Annotated in this window: 15 protein-coding genes; 8 read left to right on the top strand and 7 right to left on the bottom strand. The window is 59.5% G+C overall.

Annotated features, from left to right (window positions below; translation table 11 throughout):
- A complete protein-coding gene (locus ACN0X0_RS01325) occupies positions 1-1,014 on the top strand; it encodes a M48 family metallopeptidase (protein WP_417277695.1) in 1,014 nt (337 codons plus the stop codon).
- Positions 1,015-1,045: 31 nt separating this feature from the next.
- Here the strand turns inward: ACN0X0_RS01325 and ACN0X0_RS01320 are convergent, their stop codons facing one another.
- From ACN0X0_RS01320 to ACN0X0_RS01300, 5 genes are all read right to left on the bottom strand, one after another.
- Complete coding sequence (locus ACN0X0_RS01320) at positions 1,046-1,381, bottom strand: DMT family transporter (protein ID WP_226550690.1); 336 nt, start codon at positions 1,379-1,381, stop codon at positions 1,046-1,048.
- 30 nt (positions 1,382-1,411) lie between these two features.
- Positions 1,412-2,026 (bottom strand): YitT family protein, encoded by a 615-nt coding sequence (locus ACN0X0_RS01315; RefSeq protein ID WP_417277694.1) that lies wholly within the window; start codon positions 2,024-2,026, stop codon positions 1,412-1,414.
- A gap of 27 nt (positions 2,027-2,053) precedes the next feature.
- A complete protein-coding gene (locus tag ACN0X0_RS01310; protein WP_417277693.1) occupies positions 2,054-2,665 on the bottom strand; it encodes a YitT family protein in 612 nt (203 codons plus the stop codon).
- Between the two features lie 132 nt (positions 2,666-2,797).
- Positions 2,798-3,415: a hypothetical protein gene (locus ACN0X0_RS01305; protein ID WP_417277692.1), complete on the bottom strand. Its 618-nt coding sequence runs from the start codon at positions 3,413-3,415 to the stop codon at positions 2,798-2,800.
- Between the two features lie 126 nt (positions 3,416-3,541).
- Complete coding sequence (locus tag ACN0X0_RS01300; RefSeq protein ID WP_417277691.1) at positions 3,542-4,108, bottom strand: HupE/UreJ family protein; 567 nt, start codon at positions 4,106-4,108, stop codon at positions 3,542-3,544.
- 489 nt (positions 4,109-4,597) lie between these two features.
- On the opposite strand from ACN0X0_RS01300, the gene ACN0X0_RS01295 reads away from it, so the two are divergent.
- A complete protein-coding gene (locus ACN0X0_RS01295) occupies positions 4,598-4,831 on the top strand; it encodes a hypothetical protein (protein WP_417277690.1) in 234 nt (77 codons plus the stop codon).
- Positions 4,832-4,902: 71 nt separating this feature from the next.
- Here ACN0X0_RS01295 and ACN0X0_RS01290 read toward each other — a convergent pair whose 3' ends face one another.
- On the bottom strand, positions 4,903-6,117 hold the full coding sequence (locus tag ACN0X0_RS01290) for an NADP-dependent isocitrate dehydrogenase (RefSeq protein ID WP_417277689.1): 1,215 nt from the start codon (positions 6,115-6,117) through the stop codon (positions 4,903-4,905).
- Positions 6,118-6,457: 340 nt separating this feature from the next.
- On the opposite strand from ACN0X0_RS01290, the gene ACN0X0_RS01285 reads away from it, so the two are divergent.
- Positions 6,458-8,548 carry a TonB-dependent receptor domain-containing protein gene (locus ACN0X0_RS01285; RefSeq protein ID WP_417277688.1) on the top strand — a complete coding sequence of 697 codons (2,091 nt, stop codon included), beginning with the start codon at positions 6,458-6,460 and terminating at the stop codon, positions 8,546-8,548.
- Between the two features lie 74 nt (positions 8,549-8,622).
- Here ACN0X0_RS01285 and ACN0X0_RS01280 read toward each other — a convergent pair whose 3' ends face one another.
- The gene (locus ACN0X0_RS01280) at positions 8,623-9,309 is read right to left on the bottom strand and encodes a VIT1/CCC1 transporter family protein (protein WP_417277687.1); all 687 of its coding nucleotides are present in this window, start codon (positions 9,307-9,309) and stop codon (positions 8,623-8,625) included.
- A gap of 236 nt (positions 9,310-9,545) precedes the next feature.
- On the opposite strand from ACN0X0_RS01280, the gene rplM reads away from it, so the two are divergent.
- The 5 genes from rplM to ACN0X0_RS01255 all read left to right on the top strand — a co-directional run bounded on the left by rplM (position 9,546) and on the right by ACN0X0_RS01255 (position 13,469).
- Positions 9,546-10,010: a 50S ribosomal protein L13 gene (gene rplM / locus ACN0X0_RS01275; RefSeq protein ID WP_167600610.1), complete on the top strand. Its 465-nt coding sequence runs from the start codon at positions 9,546-9,548 to the stop codon at positions 10,008-10,010.
- A gap of 2 nt (positions 10,011-10,012) precedes the next feature.
- Entirely contained in the window at positions 10,013-10,498 is a 486-nt protein-coding gene (gene rpsI / locus ACN0X0_RS01270; protein WP_167600609.1) for a 30S ribosomal protein S9, read from the top strand.
- A gap of 135 nt (positions 10,499-10,633) precedes the next feature.
- Complete coding sequence (locus tag ACN0X0_RS01265; protein ID WP_417277686.1) at positions 10,634-11,701, top strand: GSCFA domain-containing protein; 1,068 nt, start codon at positions 10,634-10,636, stop codon at positions 11,699-11,701.
- Entirely contained in the window at positions 11,698-12,507 is an 810-nt protein-coding gene (locus ACN0X0_RS01260; RefSeq protein WP_417277685.1) for a hypothetical protein, read from the top strand. The genes ACN0X0_RS01265 and ACN0X0_RS01260 overlap by 4 nt, the downstream gene beginning before the upstream one ends.
- On the top strand, positions 12,504-13,469 hold the full coding sequence (locus tag ACN0X0_RS01255) for a GSCFA domain-containing protein (RefSeq protein ID WP_417277684.1): 966 nt from the start codon (positions 12,504-12,506) through the stop codon (positions 13,467-13,469). Before ACN0X0_RS01260 ends, ACN0X0_RS01255 begins: the two co-directional genes overlap by 4 nt.
- Positions 13,470-13,644: the final 175 nt, after the last annotated feature.

The raw sequence follows: 13,644 nt of genomic DNA, 5'->3' as shown, positions 1-13,644 counted from the left end.
ATGGCGGAGAGCTACACATCGGTTCGGGGGCAGGCCTATGCCCCCGGCACCTCTCGCCTCATCGCGGCGGAGTTGAAACGCAATGGCGTGGAGATCCTGTTGTGCGACGCGGCGGGCGAAGTTTTAACCCGTGGTGCGCCCATCGACCATGAGACCGGCCCTGCGGGGCGCGATGTTTTGAGCTTTGCAGATGGGATGCGGTTTGAGACGGTGGACCGCGACGGCCTGCGCGCGCTTGGCGTGATCGCCCAAGACGGCTGGCTCGCCCGGCTCGAGGGCTGGCATCCGCGTCTGGCGCTTGTCGCCGTGGTCTGTCTTTTGGGCGCGATTGCGATCTGGCGCTGGGGGCTTGATCTTTTGGTGTCGCTGGCGATTCTGGCGACGCCTGCGCCCGTGGTCACAAGCATGGATCGCGGCAATATGTTGATGATCGACCGCACCATGGCCGAGGACAGCGGTCTATCTTTAGAACGACAGGCTGAGGTCCGCGAGATTTTCGCCACGCTGAGCGCCGTCGCGCCGGAGGCCCCCTACGGCGCCTACAGGCTTGAATTCCGTGACATTGACGATATGGGCCCCAATGCCTTTGCGCTGCCCGGTGGCACCATCGTTGTGACTGACGCTTTGGTCGAGCAATTCGGAGACGACGACATCCTCGCGGGCGTCCTTGGGCATGAGATGGCCCATATCAGCGAACGCCATTCGCTGCGCCAGCTCTATCGCTCGCTGTCGGTCTATGTGCTGATCGGCATGATGGCGGGCGATGTGGGGCCGGTGTTGGAGGATCTGATCCTCGACGGCGGTGTTGTCCTGTCGCTGGCCTATTCGCGCGCGCATGAGCGCGTGGCGGATGACGTCGGCGTGCGCACGGCGGAGGCGGCGGGCTATGACGGTACAGCCTTGGCCGGGTTCTTCGACGAGTTGGATCGCCGCTATGGCGGAGTGGGGCCGGAATGGATGTCGACCCATCCGGACTCTGCGGAGCGCGCGGCGCGCATTCGCGAGATGCAATAAGGATCGGGCGGGCTTTGGCTCGCCTGAGGCCTTAATGTGAGGCGGTCTGCGAGAACAGGTGGATCACCAGAACGCCCGCGATGATCATGGACATGCCAAGGATCGCCGGCAGGTCGAGCTTTTGCCCCAGAAACACCAGCCCGATCAGAGAAATCAGCACAATCCCCAACCCCGACCAGACCGCATAGGCGATGCCGACCGGCACGACTTTGAGCGTTTGCGACAGGAAGTAGAACGACAGCCCGTAGGACACCACGAGGATCAGAACGGGGATCAGCTTGGTGAATTGCTGGGAGGCGGCCATGGCCGTGGTGCCGATCACCTCGAAACAGATCGCAAGGATGAGAAAGATGTATTGGGTCGGCATCGGCGGGCTCTTTTCGGATAAGGCGTTGAGTTACATGGCGATGTAGCGGTCGCGGCGGTGGTTGATGGCGATCACGAGGTTGACGACCACGGCCCCCACAAGAGAGTAGAGCACCAGCGGCAGCGGCATGATAAAGAAGGCGACGGCAAAGAGACAGGCGTCGAACGCAAGTTGGACATAGCCCGCTTTGACCCCGGTCGCATCCTGAAGATAGAGCGCGAGGATGCCGAGGCCGCCCAGAGAGCCGCCGTGGCGAAAGATCGCCATGAGGCCCGCGCCAGTCATGAACCCAACCATGATAGCGCCGAACAAGGGTGTGATTGCCTCAAACGCGATCATGCTCGGGAACCATTCGGACAGCACGGAGATCAGCGCGACATTGATAAAGGTCTTGCCCACGAAGGTCTTGCCCATGCGTTTGTAGCCGAACCAGTAGAACGGCAGGTTCACGGCGAAGAACACCCAGCCGAAGGGCAGGCCGGTGATATAGGAAATCAACACGGCCAAGCCCGCCATCTGTCCGGTGATCAGCCCCAAGGAGCGGAGCATCACGAGCGCAAAGGCGCACATGGAGGTGCCGAAGATATAGCCCTGAAGATCCTCGAACCACGTGTGTTTCTCGGGCTTTTGCGCATCCGTTGGCATGATGTCCTCTTCGGTCAAGCGGTGGTGTCAGTCGGCGATATAGCGATCACGGCGGTGATTGAAGGCGATCACACCGTTCAAAATCACTGCGCCCAAGAGCGAATACAGGACACGGCTGGGTTCGAAAAGGAAGAAGGCGACGGTAAAGAGCACAGCGTCGAAGCAGAGCTGCACAACGCCCGCGCGGATGCCGAAGCGGTCCTGGGCATAAAGTGCGACGACGCCGAGACCGCCCAGAGAACCCTTGTGTCGGAACGTGCCCAAAAGCCCGTAGCCGGTCAGAATGCCAAAAGCGATGGTGCCGAAGAGCGGATTGAGATGGGAAAACGTCATCCAGTCGGGAATGACCGCTACGAGAATCGAGAGGATCGTCACGCAAATGGCTGATTTAATGGTGAATTCTTTCCCCATGCGGAACCATGCGAGGGCATAGAAGGGGATGTTGATCAGCCAGAACACCCAGGAAAACGAATAGCCCGTCAGGTAGGAAATCACCAGGGCGAGGCCTGCGGTCTGGCCGGTGATGAAGCCAAGCTGGGCAATGATTGTGAGCCCGATCGCGGTGGTGATCAGGGCAATGGAAAAGCCCTGCACATCCTCGAGGAGGCTGTGCTTCTGGACATGTTGAGGGATCGGCATGGGCGCTGGCATGGGTCAGATTTAGGACAGCTTTGCTGACCTGTCCAGCGAAATGTGAGCGCCATCGCTGTCTGGGGGGTGACGTTCCGGCTGGCTGCTAAAAAGAACGGCAGATGCCCTGGCGAGGAGGCGCTATTCGACCCAGAGTCTTTGCGCCTGAAACAGCACTAAGGTTTCGGCGAGTTGCGGCGCCGAGGAGGGCGCGTGGGCGGCGCTGGACCGGCTCATCTGCGCTTCTTCCAGTTTGAAAAGCTGGGTCGAGAGGCGCTCCGTGTCCTGACCATAGCGTTGTGCCAGAGCAAGCTCGGAGCGCGTCTTGGCTATCAGATCGACCGGGGCGTCGGCGTCGAAATCTTGGTCACCGATGCCGTAAACGCTGCCAGAGGCCTCCATCTCCGCATGATAGGCGGCACCTTGGCGTTCGAGCGACATGACAAAGCCCAGATCGTCAAAACGCGCGGCTTTGAGATCGGCGGTGAGCGCGTCGATTTGGGTGGGGGTGATCTTGGTCAGGTCGTATTTGGCAAAGACATCCGCAGCTCCCCGGATGGTTTTGCGCGCGGCCGCGTTTTGCGTTGTGGTGGCGTCTTGCGCGCCGTTTTGAGCCCCGTCTTTAGCGGTATTCTTCTGGCCCTGCGCGTCCGTTGCGACAGAAGAACCGCCTGCATCCTGTGCGGCGGTTTTCGGGTCTTGTGGGTCCTGACGCAGTTGCGATTGCGCCCAAAACTGTGCGGCAGAGGAAATCTGCATGATCGGGAAACCTTCTGTTCTCCGTTTGCTAAGAACATAGGCACGCGAGGCTTAAGGCCAATATAACAAATAAAATTGCGCGGATTTTCGCCCGCGCAATCTGAGACTTATGGTTAATGAGGTGTGTTAGCCGATCAAAAGCGACAGGCCCATGAGCGTCGCCAAGGCGCCCAGGATACGCGGGCCATAGGGCAGCGCGCGGGCCATGACTTGTGCGGCCAGAATGCCTGCGGCGTGAAGGGCTGCGGTGGCAATTACGAAGCCGACGCCGAAGCCGAGCGCATTGGCGGCGCCCAGTTCGGCACCATGGGCATGGCCGTGGAACAGACCGAACAGGGCCGCGATGGCCACGCCACCTGCGAGCGCCGGTTTGACGGCGAAGGTGGCCAGAAGCCCGATCAGGATCGCGGAGGCGAGGATCATCGGTTCAACGAAGGGCAGGGACAGGCCGGAGACACCAGCGAAATAGCCCAAAGTCATGGCGCCGACAAAACCCGCGGGCACGGCCCAGACGGCTTTTCCGCCGATCTGAAGCGCCCAGATGCCGACGGCGACCATGGCGATGATGTGATCAAGGCCGAAGAGCGGGTGGGACACGCCCGCCATGAAGGAGCCGTGCTGTTCCGGCGGCAGGTGGGCGAGGGCGGGGCTGGCGGCGAGGGCGAAGAGGCCGGTCAGAAGATGTTTTTTCATAACTGTCCCTGAGAGTTATCCAAGAATTATGTCGAGAGGCGGCCCGGACGGGGCGCGCGTGTCGTTTTAACCTGACGAAGCGGGGTCGGACACGCAAGGGCCGGGGGCGCATTGCGGCAAAAAGAACACGTTTCCCCGGGGGCAGAAAAAAACCTTTGCCTGAAATTCGGGCGTCCGGCATGGTGTGCCCACTGAAACTGGCCACATTGGAGGGCGACATGACTGTTTATACGCAACGCACCCTTCGAGGACTCGCCGGACGCGGAGCAATTCGCGCGGCCGGGGTTCAACGTGGTCAGGGCGCTTTTGACGCGCGACGATCTTAACCGATCTCTTTTCCTGAAAACGTGCCTCTGCGTCTGTCTTCGTGATGGGACGGTTGATGACCTGTGTTTGACATTCGTTCAATGACACGGATGTCTGTCGCGGGCGGCGCGGTCCATATCCTGAAAAATCTCATATAAGGCCGGCCTTTGCCGGGCATTTCTCATGTTGGATGTTCTGCCTCCTGCGCCGCTCAGCTTGCGGCATCACCTTGAACCTTTGATCGAACACCATGGCTTTTGGCGCGTGCTCAAGGCCGCCTTTGCGGTGCGGCGTGATTTGCGGCGTGCGGCGAAACTGGCCCGGAGCCTTGCGCATCTGAGCCCGCACTTGCGCCGTGATGTGGGCCTGCCGCCTGAGGCGCCACCGGGGCGGGATTATGCGCTTTGGTTGCGCTGATAAAAAAGGCCATAAAAAAGACCGGGGCGCCTGAGGGCCCCGGTCATCTGTGGCGGAAAGGACTGGGGGTCTTATCCCGCCAAAGCTTTGTTCAGGTTCTCGTCGATTTTCTCCAAGAAGCCCATGGTGGTGAGCCAGGCCTGATCCGGGCCGACGAGAAGCGCGAGGTCTTTCGTCATGAAACCGCTTTCGACCGTGTCGACGATGGTCTTTTCCAACGTCGTGGCAAAGCGCATGAGCTGTTCGTTGCCGTCGAGTTTCGCGCGGTGCTTGAGGCCGCCGGTCCAGGCGTAGATCGAGGCGATCGAGTTGGTCGAGGTCGCTTCGCCCGCCTGGTGCTGGCGATAGTGACGGGTCACGGTGCCGTGGGCGGCTTCGGCCTCGACGATCTTGCCATCGGGGGTCATGAGCTGCGAGGTCATGAGACCCAGAGAGCCAAAGCCCTGTGCCACGGTGTCGGATTGCACGTCACCATCGTAGTTCTTACAGGCCCAGACGAATTTTCCGGACCATTTCATCGCGCAGGCGACCATGTCGTCGATCAGGCGGTGTTCGTACCAGATGCCGGCCTTTTTGAAGTCTTCGGCAAATTCGGCGTCGAACACCTCTTGGAAGATGTCTTTGAAGCGGCCGTCATAGGCCTTGAGGATGGTGTTTTTGGTCGACAGATAGACCGGCCAGCCGAGGCTGAGACCGTAGTTCAACGAGGCACGCGCAAAGTCGCGGATCGAGTCGTCGAGGTTGTACATCGCCTGATAGACGCCCGCAGACGGCGCGTCATAGACGACTTTCTCAATGACCGTGCCGTCTTCGCCCTCGAATTTCATCGTGAGCTGACCTTTGCCGGGGAAGGTGAAATCGGTGGCTTTATATTGGTCGCCGAATGCGTGACGGCCCACCACGATGGGATCGGTCCAGCCGGGCACAAGGCGGGGCACGTTTTTACAGATGATCGGCTGACGGAAGACGACGCCGCCCAAAATGTTGCGGATTGTGCCGTTGGGCGATTTCCACATTTTCTTGAGGTTGAATTCCTCGACGCGTTGCTCATCGGGCGTAATGGTCGCACATTTGACGGCGACGCCGACCTCTTTGGTCTTTTCGGCTGCATCAATGGTGATCTGATCTTCGGTCTCGTCGCGGCTCTCGATGCCCAGATCGTAATAGAGCAGATCGATGTCGAGATAGGGCAGGATGAGTTTCTTTTTGATGAAATCCCACATGATGCGGGTCATTTCATCGCCGTCCATTTCGACGATTGGGTTGTCTACCTTGATCTTGGTCATCTGGGGGAGCTCCATGCGATGTCTGGAAGAGTCGGGTTTGTTTTAGCGCAGTTCCGGGGAGAGTGAAATGTTTATTGTATGCCATTGCATACATTTTTCGCCTTTTGTCTCTGAGTAGCCTGTCAGGGCAGACCGCGTCTGTCTATGGGCTTGGTATCGCGGAGAGATGTTTCAAATCTGCAACGCTGCACCTAAGCGGCCCAGATTTATTCTTGATAAAAATAGTAAGAATATGTAGGAGCAGCCTGAATGCTGGCTCCGATCCACACGGCGGAGCTTCCAGGTAGCGACAGCCCCCAAGACGCAGCACATCGAAAATGCAAACCATGAGGGGGTTTCCATGACCACTTTGCACCGGACCGCTGGGGTCCGTATGCGCCTGCACTGCAGTGTCGCCATTCTAGTTTCCTGTTTTCCGATCGCCACTTTGGCTCAGGATGTGTCGCAAAATGTCACCGTCCTCGACACCATCGTGGTCGAGGGCAACACAGGCGAGGCCAGCGTCGAGACCCTGACAGGTGGCGAGATCGCCGTCGTCGAGGGCGAGGCCGTCGCCGACAGCTACACGGGCGATGTTGCCACTGCGTTGCGCTCCGTGCCTGGCGTGTTCACGCGCTCGCCGGGGGACAACCCCGCCGTCACGGTCAACATTCGCGGCATGCAGGGGTTTGGCCGCGTCAACACGATGATCGACGGCATCCCGCAGACCTTCCGCAATATGTCGGGCCATGGCGGGTCTTATGACGATCAGGTCTTTGTCGATCCCGGTCTGGTCGCCAGTGCCGATGTCGCAAAAGGCGCCGTGGCGGGGGCCGCGGGGATGGGCGCGCTGGCAGGGGCCGCGAATTTCCGCACCATTGGCATCGACGATGTGCTTGATGGGGAGGAGCGCGTTGGCGGGATGTTGAAATTCAGCGCCGGCACCAACGGCTACGGCCCGCATGTGACGGCGGCGGGCGCCATGCAGGGCAATTTCGCCACCGGCGGCGACTGGGGGACGATGCTGGCGATTTCCGGCTATGAGAATGGGCAATATGCGGATGGCGATGGCACCAAATCCAGCGAATATACTCAGGACGAGCCACTCACGATCCTTGCCAAAGCCCGCTTCCGCCCGTCGGACGCGCTTGAGATCAATATCGCGGCGCAGGACTATAATAACAAAATGTTCCCGGCGAGCAGTTCCGGTTATCTTTGGGACATGGAGCGTCAGAGCGTGTCTGCCGATGTCCATTACAACCCGGCCAGTGAACTGATTAACATCTCCGCCAGTGCTTATTGGCAGGATATGTCCTTTGATTTTCCCGGTCACGAAGGACAAGCCTTCAATGGCAACACTGGGCGCGCGGGCACGGATATTTCCAAGGGTCTCTCCGTGTCGAACAGCAGCCGCATCACTCCCGACCTGCGTCTGGACTATGGGCTGGCCTGGTCGAACAACGATTACGATGTGAATGAGCTCGGTGGGCAAAATGGCTCGGGCGAATTGGACAAGCTGGGCGCGTTCTTTCAGGCCAGCTACCAGATGGGCGCCTGGGATTTCGGGGCGGGGCTACGCTACGACACATGGGAGGTCTCCGGCGAGATTCCTGAGACCGTAGGTGGCGTAACCAACGTCGTGCCGCTGGACAACTCGGGCGAGGAGCTTTTGCCGAACCTGAGTGCGCGCTATCACTTTAGCGATGCGCTTTCGACCTATGCCTCTTATGCGCAAACTATGCGCGCGCCGACCGCGACCGAGATGTTCTTCGGCATCAACGGCAATGTCCACTCAGGCGGCTCCACGATCAGTGTGAACCCGGATCTCGACTCGGAAAAGGCGGAGACTTTTGAGATCGGGGTGAATTACGCCTCTGAACTCTATTATGTCTCGGCCTCTGCTTTCCAATCCAATGTCGAGGATTTCATCGTCTTTGAGACCGACAGCGACAATGAAGTCCGGTTCATCAACATTCCGGGCGAGACCAAGCTGCGTGGGATCGAACTTGCGGGGGGCTTTGAGACGGAGCGGTTCTTTGGCTCTCTCTCTGTGACGCTTTCCGACACGGACCAGCCCGCAGCGCAACAGGCCGGTGGCGGGCAGGACCAATATGGCGAGCTGCCGAATGAGTATCTGACGCTCGATCTTGGTGCGAAATTCCAGGGCGACGATGGTCGTATCGGCGCGCGGATGCGCTATGTCGGCGACAGCGTCGTGGCGCGCTATACGAGCTTTGGCGACATGACGGCTATGATGATCGACAAACCGTCCTATACGCTCTTTGACCTCTACGGTTCCTATCAGGTCAGCGACAATGCCGAGCTTTTCGCCAGCGTGGAGAATGTCTTCGACAAATATTACGTCGAAGCGAATTCCGGTGACACCAGTCTCAATGGCGGCATCGGCGGGCGCGGGCGCACCTTTACCCTCGGGGCGACGTTCCGGTTCTGAGGTGTAAACTGTCTTAACGAGTGTTGGCCTGTCCTTTTCGGACGGGCCTTTTGTTTTTGCGGCGTCGCGCCGCGTTACCCCGCGACCACCAAACCGACGCCATAGGCCACAAGCGCACAGACGCCGCCGACCAGAACCGTCTCGCTCACCGCACGCACAAGCCCTGCGCGGGTGGCGACATGGCGCAAGACGCCCAACAATGTGAGCGCGACGGCGGCGGCGGCCACGGCGGAGCCGAAGCGGATGCCAAGAGGCAGGCCCAAAAGATAGGGCAGGATCGGGATCACGCCGAAGGCCACGAAGGACAGGAATGTGATCAGGGCACGGGGCCACAACAATCCCTGTCCGGGGTCTTCCAGCCCTTCGACTTGCGAGAGCGTCATCTCCGCCATCAGCCCCGGCGATTTCGCCGCCAGCGCCGCCATGGTCGTGGCGTCGAGCGTCGAGAGCCCGTGGCTTTGCAGGTGCCGGGTGAGGGCGTCGATCTGTGCAGATGGGTTTTGTCTCAACTGCCTGTGTCTCAGCTTTGTCATGTCGCGGGCGGCGCGGGCCGAGAGGAATTCGCCCAAGCCCATCGAGGTCGCATCCGCAAAAAGATTGGCCAGTCCGAACACCAAGACCGCCAGAGCGGCGATTTCGCCTGTGCCCTCGGCATTGGCGCCGGCAAAGCCTGCGACGATGGCGAAGGTGGTGACGATGCCGTCGTTGCCGCCATAGACGATCTGTTTCAGGTGATCGGTGAGGGGGGACCTTGCAAACATGCTGGGCTCTCGTGTTGGTTTGTGCGAGAGCTTAGGCGAAAGCCCCGATTGATGCCAGATTTTCGGCTGAAACGGAGGTTTTGCGCTCGGGGAGGGCGATTTTGTTGGGGTAAAATGATACCTATTTTTTAAGGTGTTGTTTTTGCTAATTAAATCGCAATAGGAGCCGCTTGACGTGGCGCGCGAAATGCTTAGAACACGCTCAATCGAATTCCTATCCCATAAGGGCTGAACCTATGAAAACCTTTTCCGCAACACCGGCGGACATCGACAAGAAATGGATCATCATCGACGCCGAAGGCGTGGTGCTGGGCCGTCTCGCGTCTATTGTCGCTATGCGTCTGCGTGGCAAGCACAAAGCCACCTTCACCCCGTCCATGGACATGGGTGACAATGTCATCGTGATCAACGCCGACAAAGTGCAACTGACCGGCAAAAAACGCACCGACGAGCGTTTCTACTGGCACACCGGCCACCCGGGCGGCATCAAATCCCGCTCCATGGGCGAGCTGCTTGAGGGCAAGTACCCCGAGCGCGTCGTGACCAAAGCCGTGCAGCGCATGCTGCCGGGCGGCAAACTGTCCCGTCAGCAAATGACCAACCTGCGCGTCTACGCCGGTGCCGAGCACCCGCATGAAGCTCAGAACCCCGAAGTTCTGGACGTGAAGTCCATGAACAAGAAAAACACCCGGAGCGCATAATCATGGCTGATGAAATCAAATCCCTCGACGAGCTGAACGCCGTCGCCGGTGGCGAAACCGTCGTCGAAGTTGCAGCTCCGCGTGAACCGGTTCGTGACGAACTGGGCCGTTCCTACGCCACCGGCAAGCGTAAAGACGCTGTCGCGCGCGTTTGGATTAAACCGGGCTCCGGCAAAGTCACCGTCAACGGCAAAGACATGTCTGTCTACTTTGCTCGTCCGGTGCTTCAGCTGATCGTGAAACAACCGGCTCAAATCGCTGGCGTCGAAGGTGAATTCGACGTGGTTGCCACCGTCAAAGGCGGCGGCCTCTCCGGTCAGGCCGGTGCTGTGAAACACGGCATCTCCAAAGCTCTGCAGCTCTACAACCCGGAATTGCGCGCCGCTCTGAAAGCCGCTGGCTTCCTGACCCGCGACAGCCGCGTCGTCGAGCGTAAGAAATTCGGTAAGCGCAAAGCGCGTCGTTCCTTCCAGTTCTCCAAGCGTTAATCGCTTACTGGACCCAAGATTTGGAAACCGCCACGGAGCACTCCGCTGGCGGTTTTCTCTTTTTTGCGCCCGTTTTCGCCCTTGGCAGTTTTGCCATGCTGTTTCATAGTTTTCGAAACAGAGAAGGCGTGTCTTTTGAAAAATCCCTATTCCGACCTGCCGCCGAAAGCCTTTTGGAAAACCGGCGTCGTTCAGACGGACAAGGTCCATTGGCCCGAGCTTTTCGTGCCGAAATTCACCATCTCCGCCGACAGCGCCGTCGCAACCGCCGGAAGCTGTTTCGCGCAGCGCATCCGGCAGGCTTTGGCCGACGAGGAGATGCCGATCCTCGACGTCGAACCCGCGCCTGCGGCGGTGCAGGGCGATCTGGCGCGGGAGTTCGGGTACGGGCTACACTCTGCGCGCTACGGCAATATCTATACGCCGCGTCAGCTTTTGGAGCTGTTGCAGGACATGCAAAAGGACGCGGTGCACAAGGCGCTGATCTGGGAGCGCGACGGGTGCTATGTCGACATGCTGCGCCCGAATGTCGAACCCGATGGCTGTGCCTCGGTGAAAGAGGTGCTCGAGTTGCGAAAGCAGCATCTGGCGCGTTTGCGCGAATTGTTCGAGACGGTCGATGTCTTTGTCTTCACTTTGGGCCTGACGGAAGCGTGGATTCACGAACCGACCGGGCGCTGCCTGCCGGTCGCGCCGGGGGTGATCGCGGGGGAGTATGATCCCAAAACCTACCACTTCCACAATTTCACCCATTCGGAATTGCTCAAGGATCTCAAGGCGATCCGCGTTCTTCTTCGCGATATCCGCAAGGGGGTAAAGATCATCCTGACCACCTCTCCCGTGCCGATCACGGCGACGGCGTCGGGCGATCATGCGTTGAACGCCAGCACCTACACGAAATCCACGCTGCGCTCTGTGGCGGGCGAAATGGCGATGAAATTCAAGGATGTCGATTATTTTCCCGGCTATGAAATCGTCACCACCTGGGCGCGGGAAAACCCGGCCTATGAGGCCAACCAGCGCAGCATCCGGCCCGAGGTCGTGGCGCATGTGATGGCGGTGTTTCTCGACGCTTACGGGCTGCGCAACGCGAAGACGGAAGGGCGACGGCCGGAGCCGATCCATGACGATGCCGAATATCTCGAAGGCCATGACGACGATCTGGTCTGCGAGGAAATCCTGATCGAGGCCCTGCATAAATGACCCGCGCCTTGTTGATCGGAAACTCGCATGTTGGCCCCTATCTCAATGCGCTGAAACATGCGGAGGGGGAGGTCGCTTTGGACCTCGATTGCATCGCGGCCTTTGGCGACGGTCTGGAGCGTTACACCATTGAGGACGGCGTGTTCTGCGGCAATATCCTTGATCCGAAGGTGACCGGGCGCAAGGGCAAGGGACCGTTTCCCGGCTCGGACGCGCGCGCGGTGCTGAAGGATTACGATGTGGTGCTGCTGACCGGGCTCAGGTTTTCGATCTTTCAGGTGATCCGTGTGTTCCGAGATCTGGGTCTTGTGACGATGGACAGCTCCCGCGATTATGCGACGGCGGCGGAAAATGGCGTGACGCTGGTCTCCGAGGCTTTGTTGTACCGGCTGATCGCAGAGCGTCTGTCGGGCAGTCTGATGATGCAGATCGCGCGCGACATCCGGGCCGCAACGGATGCGCCGATCCTTGTGCTGGCCCAACCGCGTCCAACGCGGCAGGTCTTGGTCGAAGGCACAAGGTTCGAGACCTTTTGCAACGCCGAAGAGCGCGGTGAGGGGGACTTTGTGTCAAAGACCTATGAGCGCCTCGGGCAGGAGCTTTGCGCCGGGATCGCGGCGCATTATGTGCCGCAGCCGTCGGGAACCATCGACGGCGGGATGTTCACGGACACCTCCTATATGATGGGCACCCTGCGCCCGCCGTTTTGGAAAAAGAACGGGCGCCCGGTGGATTTTCGCCATGGCAATGCCCGCTATGGGGCACGGATGTTGAAACATGTGGCGCGGGAGCTGGAAACGCTGTGAGCCATCCCTATGAAACGAGCCTGGCAAAAGCGTTTTGGCGCAGTGGTGTTGTGGAGACCGACCGGCGGCGCTGGCCGGAGATTTACACGCCTGCCTTTCCGATCCGGCCCGAGACAGCCGTCGCCACCGCCGGAAGCTGTTTTGCGCAGCACATTGGCCGGTTTCTGCGGGACGTGGGCGTCAATGTTCTGGATGTGGAGCCTCGTCCTGAGGGGATGAGCGATGAGCAGGCCAAAGCGCGTGGCTATGGCCTCTATTCGGCGCGCTACGGCAATATCTACACGGCGCGCCAGCTGCGCGAGTTGTTGGAGGATGCCTTTGAAATCTATGTGGAGGACCGCCATTTTCTGACCCGCGACGGGGCATGGTTCGATGCGCTGCGCCCCGATGTGGAGCCGGACGGCTTTGCCACTTTGGAGGCGGCGGTGGAGGCGCGGCGGGCGCATCTTTTGCAGGTGGTGGAATTGGCGCAGGAGATGGAGGTGTTCATCTTCACGCTGGGTCTGACCGAAGGCTGGATCGACCGTGAAACGGGGCGGGTTCTGGCCATGGCGTCAGGCGTGATTGCGGGCGATTACGACCCGGAGCGCTATGTGTTTCACAATTTCACCTATGACGAAATTTACGCCGATCTCGTTGAAATCAGGAAACTTTTGCTCGGCATCAATCCCAATGTGCAGCTGCTTTTGACGGTCTCGCCGGTGCCTTTGACCGGGACGGCCTCAAACCAGCATGTTTTGGCAGCGACGAGTTATTCGAAATCGGTTTTGCGCGCGGCAGCAGGGGATTTGGCGGAGACATACGCGACGGTGGATTATTTTCCCTCCTATGAGATCGTTACCACTTGGGCAGCACCCGAGGCGGCTTTTGCGGCGAACCTGCGTTCGGTCCGGCCAGAGATGGTCGAGGGGGTGATGGCGGTTTTTTTGACCGCGCATGGGTTGGAGGCCACTGGCGGTTGACAGGCGATTGATGAGCTGCCTGTTTGATGGTCGAAGATGTGGCACATGCCATGAAATTGATCGTAGGGTCGGACGGCCTTTGGGAAAGCTCTTGCACATTTGATCAAAATCTTTTCAGGATCGAAGAGACAGGGGATAGGGCCGGGACCGGTTCGGAAACAGGAAGGACACCAGC

Source organism: Celeribacter sp. (assembly GCF_048270365.1).
In the GTDB taxonomy this organism is placed as follows: domain Bacteria; phylum Pseudomonadota; class Alphaproteobacteria; order Rhodobacterales; family Rhodobacteraceae; genus Celeribacter.
The sequence above is the reverse complement of the archived record's forward strand: the minus strand, read 5'-3'. Positions and strand labels throughout refer to the sequence as shown.

Excerpts from the sequence above, each read along its gene's own strand:
- ACN0X0_RS01325 (WP_417277695.1), top strand. The coding sequence starts at position 1 with ATGGCGGAGAGCTACACATCGGTTCGGGGGCAGGCCTATGCCCCCGGC.
- ACN0X0_RS01320 (WP_226550690.1), bottom strand. The coding sequence starts at position 1,381 with ATGCCGACCCAATACATCTTTCTCATCCTTGCGATCTGTTTCGAGGTG.
- ACN0X0_RS01315 (WP_417277694.1), bottom strand. The coding sequence starts at position 2,026 with ATGCCAACGGATGCGCAAAAGCCCGAGAAACACACGTGGTTCGAGGAT.
- ACN0X0_RS01310 (WP_417277693.1), bottom strand. The coding sequence starts at position 2,665 with ATGCCGATCCCTCAACATGTCCAGAAGCACAGCCTCCTCGAGGATGTG.
- ACN0X0_RS01305 (WP_417277692.1), bottom strand. The coding sequence starts at position 3,415 with ATGCAGATTTCCTCTGCCGCACAGTTTTGGGCGCAATCGCAACTGCGT.
- ACN0X0_RS01300 (WP_417277691.1), bottom strand. The coding sequence starts at position 4,108 with ATGAAAAAACATCTTCTGACCGGCCTCTTCGCCCTCGCCGCCAGCCCC.
- ACN0X0_RS01295 (WP_417277690.1), top strand. The coding sequence starts at position 4,598 with ATGTTGGATGTTCTGCCTCCTGCGCCGCTCAGCTTGCGGCATCACCTT.
- ACN0X0_RS01290 (WP_417277689.1), bottom strand. The coding sequence starts at position 6,117 with ATGACCAAGATCAAGGTAGACAACCCAATCGTCGAAATGGACGGCGAT.
- ACN0X0_RS01285 (WP_417277688.1), top strand. The coding sequence starts at position 6,458 with ATGACCACTTTGCACCGGACCGCTGGGGTCCGTATGCGCCTGCACTGC.
- ACN0X0_RS01280 (WP_417277687.1), bottom strand. The coding sequence starts at position 9,309 with ATGTTTGCAAGGTCCCCCCTCACCGATCACCTGAAACAGATCGTCTAT.
- rplM (WP_167600610.1), top strand. The coding sequence starts at position 9,546 with ATGAAAACCTTTTCCGCAACACCGGCGGACATCGACAAGAAATGGATC.
- rpsI (WP_167600609.1), top strand. The coding sequence starts at position 10,013 with ATGGCTGATGAAATCAAATCCCTCGACGAGCTGAACGCCGTCGCCGGT.
- ACN0X0_RS01260 (WP_417277685.1), top strand. The coding sequence starts at position 11,698 with ATGACCCGCGCCTTGTTGATCGGAAACTCGCATGTTGGCCCCTATCTC.